Raw genomic sequence first — 14,322 nt, forward strand, 5'->3', positions numbered from 1 at the left:
CCACGGCACGGGGCCGGGGGCGTCCGGCCCATGACCGGCGGCCGCTTCGGGGCCGGTGGACCGGGAACCGACAGCCGCTTCGGGGCCGGCGGTCCGGGGCCGTCTGCTCAGAGCGCGGCGAACGCCTGCTCCAGAATGTCCAGGCCCTCGTTGAGCAGGTCCTCGCCGATCACCAGCGGCGGCAGGAAGCGCAGCACGTTCCCGTAGGTGCCGCAGGTCAGCACGAGCAGGCCCTCGGCGTGGCAGGCCTTGGCGAGCGCCCCGGCCTCGGCCGCGGCCGGCTCCTTGGTGGCGCGGTCCTTGACCAGCTCGATGGCGATCATGGCGCCGCGGCCCCGGATGTCACCGATGACGTCGTACTTCTCGGCCATCGCCGCGAGGCGGGCCTTCATGACCTCTTCGATGCGCCGGGCCTTGGCGTTGAGGTCCAGTTCCTTCATCGTCTCGATGGAGCCGAGCGCGCCGGCGCAGGCGACCGGGTTGCCGCCGTAGGTGCCGCCGAGGCCGCCCGCGTGCGCGGCGTCCATGATCTCGGCGCGGCCCGTCACGGCGGCCAGCGGCAGACCGCCCGCGATGCCCTTGGCGGTGGTGATCAGGTCCGGGACGATGCCCTCGTCCTCACAGGCGAACCACTGGCCGGTGCGGCAGAAACCGGACTGGATCTCGTCGGCGACGAACACGATCCCGTTGTCCTTGGCGAACTGCGCGATCGCCGGCAGGAAGCCCTTGGCCGGCTCGATGAAACCACCCTCGCCCAGGACCGGCTCGATGATGATCGCGGCGACGTTCTCGGCGCCGATCTGCTTGCTGATCTGGTCGATGGCCTGCGCGGACGCCTCGGCACCGGCGTTCTCGGCACCGGTCGGCCAGCGGTAGCCGTAGGCCACCGGCACCCGGTAGACCTCGGGAGCGAACGGGCCGAAGCCCTGCTTGTACGGCATGTTCTTGGCCGTCAGCGCCATGGTGAGGTTGGTGCGGCCGTGGTAGCCGTGGTCGAAGACGACGACGGCCTGGCGCTTGGTGTAGGAGCGGGCGATCTTCACCGCGTTCTCGACGGCCTCGGCGCCGGAGTTGAACAGCGCGGACTTCTTCGCGTGGTCACCCGGGGTCAGCTCGGCGAGCGCCTCCGCGACCTCCACATAGCCCTCGTACGGCGTCACCATGAAACAGGTGTGGGTGAAGTCGGCCAGCTGGGCGGAGGCCCGGCGTACCACGGCCTCGGCGCTGGCGCCGACACTGGTCACGGCGATGCCGGAGCCGAAGTCGATCAGCCGGTTCCCGTCGACGTCCTCGATGATGCCGCCACCCGCACGGGCCGTGAACACCGGCAGCACGGAGCCCACACCGGCGGCGACCACGGCGGTCCGGCGGGCCTGGAGCTCGACCGACTTCGGGCCGGGGATGGCGGTGACGACGCGGCGCTCCTGCGGAATCGCAGTCATGAGGGGCTCCTGGGGGTGCTCGGGAGTGGGGGTGCTCGGCGGTACTGCTCAGCGGTTCTGCCGGCTCGTGCTGAATCGTTCTGATCGGAATCGTTCGGACTCGTCATGCGCAGGTTAGGGCCGGGGGAGGGGGGTGGGCATGCGCCGTTCGGGAGTGTTGGCGGCGGTCCCCTTGTCCGCGCCGGACATAGCGGCGCCCGGCGGGACGGCGGGACGGCTGAGGGCTTCCGGTACAGGGACGGACACCCGCGCTTCGGACGTCCCCGGACACGCTCCGGGCGTGCGGCGGGTGTCCGGGTGGGGCGGATCGGTGAACTCCCCGCCCCGGGGCACTAGATTGGGCCCGCACGGAGGCGGGCCTGGCTGGTCAGGGGGCAGCGGTTCATGGACAGGGATTCCTCGGGTACCTCGGGTGCTCACGACGCGTACGGAACGCCGGGAGGGTACGGCGCGCACGGAGCGGGTCCACGACCCGCGCCGCTGCCGCCGCCGATGCCCGCGCAGCCCCCCGCACCCGGCCCTGCGGAGGACCGGGCCCGCCCTGCCGTGCCCCCTCCCGCTGCCCCTGCCGTCCCCGCGGTTCCGGGGCACGCCCCCGTCACCCGCCCGGCCGTCGCCGACTGGCTGCGCACCCCCCGCCCCCCGGCGGCCCCCGGCATCTGGCGCCCGGGCCATGTCCCCCGCCCGGACGAGGCCCCCGACCTGGTCCCCGGCCGCCAGCTTCTCAGCGGGGCGCTGATCGCGTTCCTGGTGGGGTGGCTGCTGTGGTCGCTGCTGTGGAACGGGTTCCTGGAGGGGTGGTGGATCTTCATCGACAACTGGTGGCTGCTGCCGTTGAAGTGGCTGACCCCCAATGAATGGACCAGCCCACGGTCCGGGAACTTCGGCGTCTTCGTCGCCCTGACCAACGTCTACTACGGCATCCTGCTGTGCCTCATCTCCGTCGGTATGGGCCGGGTGGGGAACTGGGCCGAGGTCTGGCGCCGCTACGGAGCACCCCTGTGGCCTCTGTTCGTCCTCATTCAGAGCGTGTGGTTCGACCTGCGTGACATCGGCGAGGCATTCTCGCCGCCGCGGTCCTGGCCCGTTTATGCGTCCAACGTTCACTACCTGCTGCTCGCGCTGGCCGTTGTCGCGGTGGTCACCAGGGCCGGGACCTGGCCGGTCGCCCGGCGTCTGCCCCGCCGGGCGGAGGCCGGGCGACCGCCGGCCGCCACCGGGCCGGAATCGGACCCCACCACCTGGCCCGAACTCCGCGCCGCCGGTCTCGGTGACGCCGCCGAGAGCCTGGCCCGGGCGGTCCACGGCGGCACCCTCGGTGATGTCGACTACGCGCGGATCCGCCGCGCCTGGCAGGGGGTGAGCGCCCGTCCCGACCGGCTCGCGGCCTTCACCGGCGCCGTCCGCGACCACGGCCCCGCCGCCTGCGCACACCCCTCCGGCGTCCGGGACCTCCCGGTCCGCAGCGCCCTGCACGACCTCGCCACCGGGCAGGTGCGGATCGGCACGGCGGTCGACAACGAACGCAATCCCTACGCCCGCCGGACCACCGGCGTCGCCCTCGACCCCGCCCTCCTCGGCACCTCCCTGCTCGCCGTCGGCCCCTCCGGCTCCGGCAAGAGCGTCCGGCTGATGCGGCCGGTCGTCGAGTCGCTCTGTCTGCACGCCCTCGCCAACCGCGCGGCCGTCGTCGCCGTCACCGCGTACGGCTCCGGGCTCGCCCCGGACGACGCCTTCGACCTGGTGATCGCCGTGGGCCGCCCCGGGGCGACCCACGACCTCGACCTGTACGGCGGCTCCGACGACCCCGACGAGGCGGCCCGTACCCTCGCCGAAGCACTCGTGGGCGACCTCGCCGCCACCCTCCCCGGCGGTGACGGCAGGCGGGCCGCGACCGCGCTGGCCCAGCTGATCGGCCCGTACCGCAGTGTCCACGGCCGCTTCCCGGCCGTCCCGGAGCTCCGGGAGCTGCTGAGCGGCTCACCCGCCGCGTCCGGCGCCCTGCGCACGGCCCTGGAGGCGCGGGGCGGCCCAGAGGCCGCTGCCCAGCTGCGGGAGCTGGACGCCCGGGAGCGGCAGTCGGCGCGCGCCGACGACATCGGCGTGCTCCTCGCCGAGCGGATCGCGTTCCTGGACCGGCCCGCGTTCGCCGGTTCCTTCCGTACCGACGGCAGCGGACGCCAGTTCTCGCTGCGCGCCGTCGAGCATCCGCTGCGGGTCCGGATCGACCTGCCCGAGCGCGGCCACGCCGAAGCGTCCCGGATCGTGGCCCGGCTGGTGCTCGCCCAGTTCACGGAGGCTGCCCCGGCCCGGTCCGACCGGTCCCTGTTCGCCGCGCTGGTCCTGGACGACGCCGCGTACACCGTCACCGCGGACTCCGTCCGGGCCGTCCAGCGGCTGCGCTCCGCCAACGCGGGGGTCGTGCTCGCGCTGCGCACCCTGGAGGACGTCCCGGAGCCGCTGCGCGGGCCGCTGCTCGGCGCGGTGGGCTGCCGGATGGCGTTCTCGGGGCTCGCGCCGTGGGACGGCAACCGGTTCGCCGAGGCCTGGGGCACCGAGTGGGTACAGACCCGGGACGTCACCAACCGGCAGATCATCTCCGACGAGCCGCTGACCAAGGCCCTGCACATGATGCGCCGCCTGGTCACCGGGCGGGCGGCGACCGCGGAGGCGGTCACCGTCCGCGAGGTGGAGCGGGCCCGCTGGTCCGCCTCCGATCTGGCGCACCAGGTTCCCGCCGGGCATGCGGTGCTCTCGCTGACGACGGTCGGGGGCGACCATACGCCGCCGCTGCTGGTGGATCTCCGGACCTGATCCGCCGCGGCATCACGGCAGGCGGCCCCCGGACGCCGCCTGCCCACCACCGCCCGGTCGACCCGTCCCGGGCTGCCGTACTGCTACGACCTGGCAGAATCGGAGCAGGCCGTTCATACGCGACGGCGCAATGCCTGTTGCCTCTCCCGCGCGCCGCCGTATCCCGTCCGGCGCCCCCTCCCCGAAGGGCCCACGGTCCCATGCCCCTCACGCTCGCCGCGCTGGTCCAGCACTCCGCGCTCAAGCTCACCGTCCGGGCGGGCGAGGACGAGCTGGACCGGGAGGTGCGGTGGGCGCACGTCAGCGAGCTGGCCGATCCCGTGCCGTATCTGGAGGGCGGGGAGCTGCTGCTCGTCACCGCGATCAGGCTCGACGTGCACGACCCCGAAGCCATGCGGCGCTATGTCCGCCGGCTGACGGAAGCCGGGGTCGTCGGGCTCGGATTCGCCGTCGGCGTCCACCACGACGCCGTACCGGACGCGCTGCTGGAAGCGGCGAGGGAAGCGGACTTTCCGCTGCTCGAAGTGCCCCGGAAGACACCGTTCCTCGCCATCGGCAAGGTGGTCTCGGCAGCCATCGCGGCCGATCAGTACCGTGCGGTGACCGCGGGCTTTGCGGCCCAGCGGGAGCTGACCCGCGCCGCGCTCGCGGGCGGCCCCGGTGCGGTCCTCGCCCGGCTCGCCGGCTACGTCGACGGCTGGGCGGCGCTCTACGACACCTCCGGCGCCGTCGTCGCCGCCGCACCCGACTGGGCGGCCCGGCGGGCGGCCCTGCACTCCGCCGACGCCGAACGGCTCCGGGAGCGGCCCGCGCCCGCCAGCGTCGTCGTCGCCGACACCGGCACCGGGAACGACCGCGTCGAACTCCAGTCCCTGGGCACCGGACGCCGGGTCCGCGGTGTGCTGGCGGTGGGGACCGGCGCACCCCTCGGTACGGCCGAGCGGTACGCCGTCCATGCCGCCATCGCCCTGCTCACCCTCGCCACCGAACGGACCCGCTCCCTCCGGCACGCCGAGCGGCGGATCGGCGCTGCCGTGCTGCGGATGCTGCTGGCCGGGCACCCGGACGACGCCCGCTCGGTCGCCGGAGACCTGTACGACACCCTCCTCGACGCCCCCTTCCGGGTGCTCGTCGCCGAACCCGCCGACCCCGCGGCGCCGGACGCCGACGAGGTCCTCGGGAATCTGGCCGAGTCGCTGGAGTCCGCCGCATCGCGGGCGGGCGAGCCCGTCATCGCCGTACGGGAACCGGCCGGCCGGCTGGTGGTGCTGGCCGCCGACGGGGGAGCGGCCCTGGAGTCCTGCGCTGGTACGCACCCGGACCAGCCCGCGCAGCCCGCGCAGGCCGGGGTATCCCCCGGCGACGGTGGAGAGCCGCCGCTGCACCTCGGGCTCTCCGCCGCCACCCCGGCCGGTCCGGGCCCCGCCGCCGCGCCCGCCGCCCTCCGCCAGGCCGAACAGGCGCTGTCCGTCGCCCGGCGCCGGGGCCTGGCCGTCGTCGAACACGGCGAACTGGTCGCGGGCTCCGTCCTGCCCCTCCTCGCGGACGATGCGGTACGGGCCTTCGCCGACGGGCTGCTGCGGCCCCTGTACGAGCACGATGCCACCGGCCGCGGCGATCTCGTGGCGTCCCTGAGGGCCTGGCTCTCCCGCCACGGACAGTGGGACGCGGCGGCGGCGGACCTCGGAGTGCACCGCCATACGCTCCGCTACCGGATGCGGCGCGTGGAGGAGATCCTCGGCCGCTCCCTGGACGATCCCGACGTCCGGATGGAGCTCTGGCTCGCCCTGAAGACAACGGAACCCCCGCCCCGCGCCTGACCCGGCCTCCCGGCGCCCCGGTCCCCAACGGCCCTGGTGTACGAAAGCGCCGCGCCGCCCCCTGACCAGCCCCGCAGCCGCCCCCGCGCCCCAGCCGGTGCCGCATGCCCCTCATCCCCCGGTTTCTGCCCGATGACGGGCAGAACTCTTGGCAGCAACACCTGTCAGTACCTAAAGTCCTCGTCGTTGCTGACGTTCGGTCCGCTCGGGACCGCTCCGTCGCCCTCCCCTCCGTTCCCGGACGCCCGGCCGCCCCGGACGCGTCCGAGCGCCCCGTGAAGGACCTCGATGACCCGACCCGCCCCCGCCGCGAGCCTGCCCGCCGCCGGTACCGAACCGGCCCTCCCCGCAGGCACCGACTCCACGGGCACCGCCCCCACCGGACGCCGGATCACCGGCGCCGTCTGGGGCGCCCTCGCCATCGTTTACGTCGTCTGGGGCTCGACCTACCTCGGCATAGCCATCACCGTCGAGACCCTGCCGCCGTTCCTCTCGGCCGGAGCCCGGTTCGCGCTCGCCGGAGTGCTCCTCGGAGCGATCGTCGCCTGGCGGCAGGGCCCCGCCGCCCTCAAGGTCACCCGGGCGCAGCTCGGCTCCGCCGTACTCGTCGGACTGCTGCTCCTGCTCGGCGGCAACAGCCTCGTCGTCCTCGCCGAGACCGCCATCCCCTCCGGGCTCGCCGCGCTCCTCGTCGCCATCGTGCCCGCCTGGGTCGTCGTGCTCCGCCGCGCCTCCGGCGAGCGGCCGGGCGGCCGGGCGTACGCCGGTGTCGCCATCGGCCTCGCCGGGCTCGCGGTCCTCACCCTGCCCGGACTCAGCGGCGACGTCCGCCTCTGGGGCGTACTGATCGTGATCGCGGCCACCGTGAGCTGGTCCGTGGGCTCCTTCTTCTCCTCCCGGATACCGATGCCGGGCAACCCCTTCACCGCCAGCGCGTACGAGATGGTCGCGGGCGGCATCGGCTGCGCCCTGGTGGGGCTCGGCCGCGGCGAGCACGTCGGCTTCTCGGTCGACGAGGTCTCCACCCGTTCCTGGCTGGCCCTCGCCTACCTGGTGCTCTTCGGCTCGCTGGTGGCGTTCACCGCCTACGCCTGGCTGCTGCACTCCGCGCCGCTGTCGCTGGTCGCCACCTATGCGTACGTCAACCCGGTCGTCGCGGTCTTCCTCGGCGCCGTGTTCCTCAGTGAGCCCGTCACCTGGCCGATCCTCCTCGGCGGCGGGATCGTGGTCGCCGCGGTCTGTCTGATCGTGAGCACCGAACGCCGCCGCTGAACCGCGCCCCGGCCCCCGGCCCGGAGATCCCGCCCGGAGCCCCGCGTCGCCCCGTACCTCCATGGCTACACCAAAGCGTCGGGTCCCGGGGCCCGACCACTCCACCCCGGACAAACGACCCCGCGGCCTCCCGCACCTACCGTGGGACCGCACACCCCCAACTCCTACCTCGGAAGGGCCGGGACATGACCTCCACCCACGCCTTCTGGCTCGCCGGCCGCCAGGCCACCGGTGAGACCTCGTTCGACGTCACCAACTCGTGGGACGGACGGCTCGTCGGCACGGTCTCCGTACCGACCGAGGAGCAGGTCGAGGAGGCCGTCGCCGCCGCCTACGCCGTACGGGACGAATTCGCCGCGACCCCCGCCCATGTCCGGGCCGCCGCCCTCGACCACGTCTCGCGCCGGCTCGCCGAGCGCACCGAGGAGATCGCGCAGCTCATCTCCGCCGAGAACGGCAAGCCCATCAAGTGGGCCCGCGGCGAGGTCGGCCGCGCCGTGTCCGTGTTCCGGTTCGCCGCCGAGGAGGCCCGCCGCTTCAACGGCGGCGACGCCCAGCGGCTGGACACCGACGCCGGAGGCACGGGCCGGCTCGCGCTCACCCGCCGGGTGCCGCGCGGCGTCGTCCTCGGCATCGCGCCGTTCAACTTCCCGCTGAACCTCAGCGCCCACAAGGTCGCCCCGGCCATCGCCGTCGGCGCGCCGATCATCCTCAAGCCCGCCCCGGCGACCCCGATCTCCTCGCTGGTCCTGGGCGAGCTGCTGGCCGAGACCGACCTCCCGGCCGGTTCCTGGTCCGTGCTGACCGTCCCCAACGAGCGGATGCCCGCCCTGGTCCAGGACGAGCGGCTGCCCGTGATCTCCTTCACCGGCTCCGGCCCCGTCGGGTACGCGATCATGGACTCGGTGCCGCGTAAGCACACCACCCTGGAGCTGGGCGGCAACGGCGCCGCCGTCGTCCTCGCCGACTGGTCATCCGAGGCCGATCTGGACTGGGCCGCGAGCCGGATCGCGACCTTCTCCAACTACCAGGGCGGCCAGTCCTGCATCTCCGTCCAGCGGGTGATCGCCGACGCCTCCGTCTACGACCGGCTGCTGCCGAAGATCGTCGCGGCCGTCGAGGCCCAGGTCACCGGCGACCCGTCGGACGCCGCCACCGATGTCGGCCCGCTGGTCAGCGAGGACGCCGCCCGCCGGGTGGAGTCCTGGGTCGACGAGGCCGTCGCCGCGGGCGCCGCCCTGCTGGCGGGCGGCAAGCGCGACGGCGCCACCTATGCGCCGACCGTGCTCGCCGACGTCCCGGCCGGGACCACGATCTCCTGCGAGGAGGTCTTCGGCCCGGTGCTCACCGTCACCCGGGTGGACGGCGAGGAAGCCGCCTTCGCGGCCGTCAACGACTCCAAGTACGGTCTGCAGGCGGGCGTCTTCACCCACGACGTCCGGACCGCGTTCCGCGCCCACCGCGCCCTGGAGGTCGGCGGCGTGATCGTCGGCGACGTACCCTCCTACCGTGCGGACCAGATGCCGTACGGCGGCGCCAAGCAGTCCGGCGTCGGCCGTGAGGGCGTCGCGTACGCCATGGACGACTACACCTACGAGCGGGTGCTGGTCCTCACGGGCCTGGCCCTCTGAGACCCGCTCCCTTCAGGCCCGGCGGCCGGAGCCCTGCTGTGCGGGGGCTCCGGCCGCCGTGTTTCCGCTGTGTTCTGCGGGTTCCGTCCCCCGCGCGCCGGGACCGCCCGGGAAGCCGTCCCCCGACCGGATCCGGCGGGATGGTGCACCCGCCGGGGATCGGGTAGGACGAAAGGTGTACGAGGGAGTACGAGGCAGTAGCACCGGCCGGTAGCGAGCCCGCGCCCGCCCGGCCGCACCCGACGACGCCCGCACCACGACACCGCGGCGAGGTGGACCTCATGACCGCACCACTGGAGAAGGACCGGCCCCCCAGGGTCACCGAGCGGGAGGCCCGGCAGGTCGCCGAGGCCGCCCGCGAACAGGACTGGCGCAAGCCGAGCTTTGCCAAGGAGCTGTTCCTCGGACGGTTCCGGCTCGACCTGATCCACCCGCACCCCCTCCCCGCGGGCGAGGACGTCCGGCGCGGCGAGGAGTTCCTCTCCAGACTCCGCGCCTTCTGCGAATCCTCGGTCGACGGCGCGCGGATCGAACGGGAGGACCGGATCCCCGACGAGGTCATCGACGGGCTGCGGGAGCTCGGCGCGCTCGGCATGAAGATCGACCCCAAGTACGGGGGCCTCGGCCTCACCCAGGTCTACTACAACAAGGCGCTCGCCCTCGTCGGCTCCGCCAGCCCCGCGATCGGCGCCCTGCTCTCCGCGCACCAGTCCATCGGCGTACCGCAGCCGCTGAAGCTCTTCGGCACCCAGGAGCAGAAGGACGCCTTCCTGCCCCGGCTGGCCCGCCACGACATCTCCGCCTTCCTGCTCACCGAGCCGGACGTGGGCTCCGACCCGGCCCGGCTGGCCACCACGGCCCTGCCGGACGGCGATGCGTACGTCCTCGACGGAGTGAAGCTGTGGACGACCAACGGCGTCGTCGCCGACCTCCTGGTGGTGATGGCCCGGGTGCCGAAGTCGGACGACCACCCCGGCGGGATCACCGCCTTCGTCGTCGAGGCGAACAGCGAAGGCATCACCGTCGAGAACCGCAACTCCTTCATGGGGCTGCGCGGTCTGGAGAACGGCGTCACCCGCTTCCACCGGGTCCGGGTCCCGGCGGCCAACCGGATCGGTCCCGAAGGGGCGGGCCTGAAGATCGCCCTCACCACCCTCAACACCGGCCGGCTCTCCTTGCCCGCGATGTGCGTCGGCGCAGGGAAGTGGTGTCTGAAGATCGCCCGCGAATGGTCGGCCGTCCGCGAGCAGTGGGGCCGGCCGGTCGCCCGCCACGAGGCCGTCGGCGCGAAGATCTCCTTCATCGCCGCCACCACCTTCGCCCTCGAAGCCGTCGTCGACCTCGCCTCCCAGCTGGCCGACGAGGACCGCAACGACATCCGTATCGAAGCCGCGCTCGCCAAGCTGTACGGCTCCGAAATGGCCTGCCTGATGGCCGACGAACTGGTCCAGATCCGCGGTGGCCGGGGCTTCGAGACCGCAGAGTCGCTGGCCGCCCGCGGCGAACGGGCCGTCGCCGCCGAACAGCTCCTGCGCGATCTGCGGATCAACCGCATCTTCGAGGGCTCCACCGAGATCATGCACCTGCTGATCGCCCGCGAGGCCGTCGACGCCCATCTCAAGGTCGCGGGCGGGCTCATCGACCCGGACACATCCCTGGGCGACAAGGCGAAGGCGGGCGCCCAGGCGGGGGCGTTCTACGCCCGCTGGCTGCCGCAGCTCGTCACCGGGCCCGGGCGGCTCCCCACCTCGTACCAGGAATTCCACCCCGACGGCCATCCCGACCTGGGCACCCATCTGCGGTACGCCGAACGCGCCTCGCGCCGGCTCGCCCGCGCCACCTTCCTCGGCATGGCCCGCTGGCAGGGCCGGATGGAGACCAAACAGGGCTTCCTCGGCCGGATCGTCGACATCGGCGCCGAGCTGTTCGCGATGAGCGCCGCCTGTGTCCGCGCGGAGCTGCTGCGCGGCGGCGGGGCCGGCCACGGCCGGGAGGCGTACCAGCTGGCCGACGCGTTCTGCCGGCAGTCCAGGCTGCGGGTGGAGGAGCTGTTCGGACGGCTCTGGAAGAACACCGACGACATCGACCGCAAGGTTGTCGGCAAGGTGCTGGCCGGTGCGTACACCTGGCTGGAGGAGGGCGTGATCGACCCCAGCGGGGACGCCCCGTGGATCGCCGACGCCACCCCCGGCCCCTCCCGCCGCGAAAACGTCCACCGCCCGATCCCCTGACGTCGGCGTCCGCCGCCCGGCGGGGCACAGCAGAGGGCCGGGGGCCGATCCGGCCCTCAGCCCTCAGCCCTCAGCCCTCGGCCCTCAGCCCCCGGGGCGGCCGGGTGTCCGGTTCCGGACTGCTCCCGCACACGAATCCGCGTCCGGCCCCCCGCCGGTACGGGACGCGGATCCCCGCCCGGGCGGCACAGGCAGCCGAACCCGCGCCCTGCGGGTGGGCGTACGGCCCCGGAAACCGGTTACCCGGGAAGCCGGCCTTCCGCCCCGGGCGGCCATGAGCGGTAGCCGCGGGTTCCCGACCCATCGCGTCGAACGGGTGCGGTACCGGCCGCAGGAGGCGCTCTGCACGCGGCTGTACGGCCCCCGGAAACCGGCCTCCGGGGCCGAATCCGCTCGCCCGGCCGCCCCGCCGCGCCGCCGACCGACCCGCGCTGGTCCCCGTCGGCGGTATTGCGGACACAATGGGGGCATGAGCGACAGCCCATCCCCCCTCGCCGATCCGCACACCGTCTTCGCGCCCGACCCGGGCACCGGTCCGCGGGACCTCGTCGTCCTCGGCTCGACCGGCTCCATCGGCACGCAGGCCATCGACCTCGTGCTGCGCAACCCGGACCGGTTCCGGGTGACCGCGCTCTCCGCGGCGGGCGGCCGGGTCGGTCTCCTCGCCGAGCAGGCCAGGACGCTGCGGGTGGCGGCCGTCGCGGTGGCCCGGGAGGACGCCGTACCGGCCCTGCGCGAGGCACTGTCCGCCGAATACGGCAGCGAGCCGCAGCCCGAGATCCTCGCCGGGCCCGCCGCCGCCGCCGAACTGGCCGCCACCGACTGCCACACCGTGCTCAACGGCATCACGGGCTCCATCGGCCTGGCCCCGACGCTCGCCGCGCTGAAGGCCGGGCGCACCCTCGCCCTCGCCAACAAGGAGTCCCTGATCGTCGGCGGGCCGCTGGTCAAGGAGCTGGCCCGGCCCGGTCAGATCATCCCCGTGGACTCCGAGCACGCCGCGCTCTTCCAGGCGCTGGCCGCCGGCACCCGCGCCGATGTGCGCAAGCTGGTGGTCACCGCGTCCGGCGGCCCCTTCCGCGGCCGTACCCGCGCGGAGCTCGCCGCCGTCACCCCCGCCGACGCCCTGGCGCACCCCACCTGGGCGATGGGCCCGGTGATCACGGTCAACAGCGCCACCCTGGTCAACAAGGGCCTCGAAGTCATCGAGGCACATCTGCTGTACGACATCCCCTTCGACCGTATCGAGGTCGTCGTCCACCCCCAGTCGTACGTCCACTCCATGGTGGAGTTCAGCGACGGCTCCACCCTCGCCCAGGCCACCCCGCCCGATATGCGCGGCCCCATCGCCATCGGCGTCGGCTGGCCCGAGCGGATCCCGGACGCCGCCCCCGCCTTCGACTGGACCAAGGCCTCCACCTGGGAGTTCTTCCCGCTGGACACCGAGGCCTTCCCCTCCGTCGGACTCGCCCGCCACGTCGGCGAACTCGGCGGTACCGCCCCCGCCGTGTTCAACGCCGCCAACGAGGAGTGCGTGGACGCGTTCCTCGCCGGAAAGCTGCCGTTCAACGGAATCATGGATACGGTCACGGAGGTCGTCACCGAACACGGGGTGCCCGCGAGGGGAACCCGGCTGACGGTCGAAGACGTCCTGGAGGCGGAGGACCGGGCCCGCGCCCGGGCCCGGGAACTGGCGGCGAAAGCCACGGCGGAGGCGCGCGCATGACGATGTTGTTGACGGTGCTCGGCATCGCGATGTTCGCGATCGGGCTGTTGTTCTCCATCGCCTGGCACGAACTGGGCCATCTGTCGACGGCCAAGCTGTTCGGCATCCGGGTACCGCAGTACATGGTCGGTTTCGGGCCGACCCTGTGGTCCCGGAAGAAGGGCGAGACGGAGTACGGCATCAAGGCCGTCCCCCTCGGCGGCTACATCCGCATGATCGGCATGTTCCCGCCGGGCGCCGACGGACGGGTCGAGGCCCGCTCCACCTCCCCGTGGCGCGGCATGATCGAAGACGCCAGGACCGCCGCGTACGAGGAACTGGAACCCGGCGACGAGAACCGGCTCTTCTACACGCGCAGGCCGTGGAAGCGCGTGATCGTGATGTTCGCCGGGCCCTTTATGAACCTGGTGCTCGCCGTCGCGATCTTCCTCGGCGTCTCGATGACCTTCGGCTTCTCCACCCAGACCACCGAGGTCGCCGGGGTGCAGCAGTGCGTGATCTCGCAGAGCGCCGACCGCGACACCTGCGCCGCGGGCGATCCCGTCTCGCCCGCCCGGGCCGCCGGACTGCAGACCGGCGACAGGATCACCGCGTTCAACGGCACACCGGTGAAGGACTGGGCCACCCTCTCCGACCGGATCCGCGACACCATCGGCCCGGCCACCATCACCGTCGAGCGCGGCGGACAGGAAGTCGTCCTGAACGCGACCCTCCGCGAGAACATGGTGGCCAAGAAGGACTCCGACGGCGAGGTCGTCCCCGGCGAGTACGTACCGGCCGGCTATCTGGGCTTCGCCGCCAAGACCGAGATCCTCCCGCTCTCCCTGGGCGCCTCCGTCGACCGCATGGGCGACATGCTCCAGAACGGCGTCGAGTCGATCATCGCGCTCCCCGCCAAGGTCCCCGACCTGTGGAACGCCGCCTTCGCCGACGCCGAGCGCAAGGACGACTCCCCGGTCGGCGTGGTCGGCGCGGCCCGGATCAGCGGCGAGGTGATGACCCTCGACGCACCCGCGCAGAACCTCTTCGCGATGTTCCTGATGCTGCTCGCGGGCTTCAACCTCTCCCTCTTCCTCTTCAATATGCTGCCGCTGCTGCCGCTGGACGGCGGCCATATCGCGGGGGCGCTCTGGGAGTCCGTACGGCGCCGGATCGCCCGGCTCTTCCGGCGGCCCGACCCCGGCCCGTTCGACGTGGCCAAGCTGATGCCGGTCGCCTATGTCGTCGCGGGCATCTTCATCTGCTTCACCCTGCTGGTTCTGGTCGCCGATATCGTCAATCCGGTCAAAATCACCTGATCGGCGGTTGACCTAGGGAAACCGGCTACGGCGGCCGAGCGCACACACGCTCGGCCGCCGTCACCTTCGGGCGGTTCGGGCGCGCGAT

General features: G+C 73.3%; 8 protein-coding genes. 7 read left to right on the plus strand and 1 reads right to left on the minus strand.

Going from position 1 to position 14,322, the window contains the following annotated elements:
• Positions 1-107: 107 nt before the first annotated feature.
• The gene (gabT, locus tag B7R87_RS25020) at positions 108-1,442 is read right to left on the minus strand and encodes a 4-aminobutyrate--2-oxoglutarate transaminase (protein ID WP_006346258.1); all 1,335 of its coding nucleotides are present in this window, start codon (positions 1,440-1,442) and stop codon (positions 108-110) included.
• 492 nt (positions 1,443-1,934) lie between these two features.
• Between gabT and B7R87_RS25025 the strand changes: the two genes are divergently transcribed.
• The 7 genes from B7R87_RS25025 (at position 1,935) to B7R87_RS25055 (ending at position 14,234) form a co-directional block, all read left to right on the plus strand.
• Entirely contained in the window at positions 1,935-4,256 is a 2,322-nt protein-coding gene (locus B7R87_RS25025) for an ATP/GTP-binding protein (protein ID WP_233168920.1), read from the plus strand.
• Between the two features lie 200 nt (positions 4,257-4,456).
• Positions 4,457-6,076, plus strand: a complete 1,620-nt coding sequence (locus tag B7R87_RS25030) for a PucR family transcriptional regulator (RefSeq protein ID WP_130585175.1) — start codon at positions 4,457-4,459, stop codon at positions 6,074-6,076.
• Between the two features lie 288 nt (positions 6,077-6,364).
• Complete coding sequence (locus B7R87_RS25035; protein WP_006346253.1) at positions 6,365-7,348, plus strand: EamA family transporter; 984 nt, start codon at positions 6,365-6,367, stop codon at positions 7,346-7,348.
• Between the two features lie 185 nt (positions 7,349-7,533).
• The gene (locus tag B7R87_RS25040; RefSeq protein WP_006346252.1) at positions 7,534-8,979 is read left to right on the plus strand and encodes an aldehyde dehydrogenase family protein; all 1,446 of its coding nucleotides are present in this window, start codon (positions 7,534-7,536) and stop codon (positions 8,977-8,979) included.
• 281 nt (positions 8,980-9,260) lie between these two features.
• Positions 9,261-11,210, plus strand: a complete 1,950-nt coding sequence (locus B7R87_RS25045; RefSeq protein ID WP_006346251.1) for an acyl-CoA dehydrogenase family protein — start codon at positions 9,261-9,263, stop codon at positions 11,208-11,210.
• A 469-nt stretch (positions 11,211-11,679) separates the two neighbouring features.
• Complete coding sequence (gene dxr, locus B7R87_RS25050; protein ID WP_006346250.1) at positions 11,680-12,936, plus strand: 1-deoxy-D-xylulose-5-phosphate reductoisomerase; 1,257 nt, start codon at positions 11,680-11,682, stop codon at positions 12,934-12,936.
• A complete protein-coding gene (locus B7R87_RS25055) occupies positions 12,933-14,234 on the plus strand; it encodes a M50 family metallopeptidase (RefSeq protein ID WP_040913925.1) in 1,302 nt (433 codons plus the stop codon). Before dxr ends, B7R87_RS25055 begins: the two co-directional genes overlap by 4 nt.
• The last annotated feature ends 88 nt before the right edge of the window (positions 14,235-14,322 follow it).

It is taken from the genome of Streptomyces tsukubensis, from assembly GCF_003932715.1.
GTDB classification, from domain to species: Bacteria; Actinomycetota; Actinomycetes; order Streptomycetales; family Streptomycetaceae; genus Streptomyces; species Streptomyces tsukubensis.